This is a genomic window from Alcanivorax sp. HI0044 (assembly GCF_001634945.1).
In genome coordinates this window covers 1-641 of the sequence record NZ_LWEZ01000657.1, presented here as the reverse complement: position 1 = coordinate 641, position 641 = coordinate 1, and the positions used below count along the sequence as shown (strand labels likewise).

The 641-nt window shown below is 58.7% G+C and carries 1 protein-coding gene; it reads right to left on the bottom strand.

Annotation, left to right across the window (positions count from 1 at the left end):
• Positions 1 to 641: membrane protein insertase YidC (yidC, locus tag A3730_RS07950; protein WP_156501070.1), on the bottom strand; the 641-nt coding region annotated here is incomplete at both ends.

The following is a 641-nucleotide window of genomic DNA, read 5'->3' as shown; positions in this document are numbered from 1 at the left end:
GCTGCCGTTATTGCGGACGATATGGCTAACACGGACCAGGTAGCTGCCTTTCTCGAAGGTATAGCGCTTGATGATTTCGGCGCCATTATCCTGGGTCAGAGTCAGATCCACATTCAGCTCGTTGCTACCCTCAGCAAGCTGGTAACTCTGCCGGGCACTGCTCCAGTGCGGGCGCCCCTTGCTGGAATCGGTGCCATTCTTGCCCACCAGACCACTCTGGGCTACGTAGGTGCCACTGCTGTTCTGCTCCATCAGCACAAAGGGCTGATCCGGGGTTTCCACATGTTTGGGATATTCCGGCAGGGCCAAGCGAACGATATCGCCGCCAACCGGGTTGATCTCCACCCGCAATACATCGGTGTTGACCTCGATGTGCCTTGCGGAAGCGGTGGTACCCGGGGTATCGATTTGGGGAGCGACAGGCTGATCACCGTCAGCCTGGGCGGCCGGAATGCTGTTCTCGGTTTCCGGCTGAGGCGCAGGCAAATCCGCACTGTCTGCGGATGAAGGGCTCCCTTGCTCTGCCACCTGTTCAACAGGGACAGGGGTTGCCGAGTCTGCGTGGTCCCGCTGCCAAGCCTGAATCATCAGGTATGAGACAACGGCAATGCCGGTAATAACTAGGGCGCGCTGGATTTCCA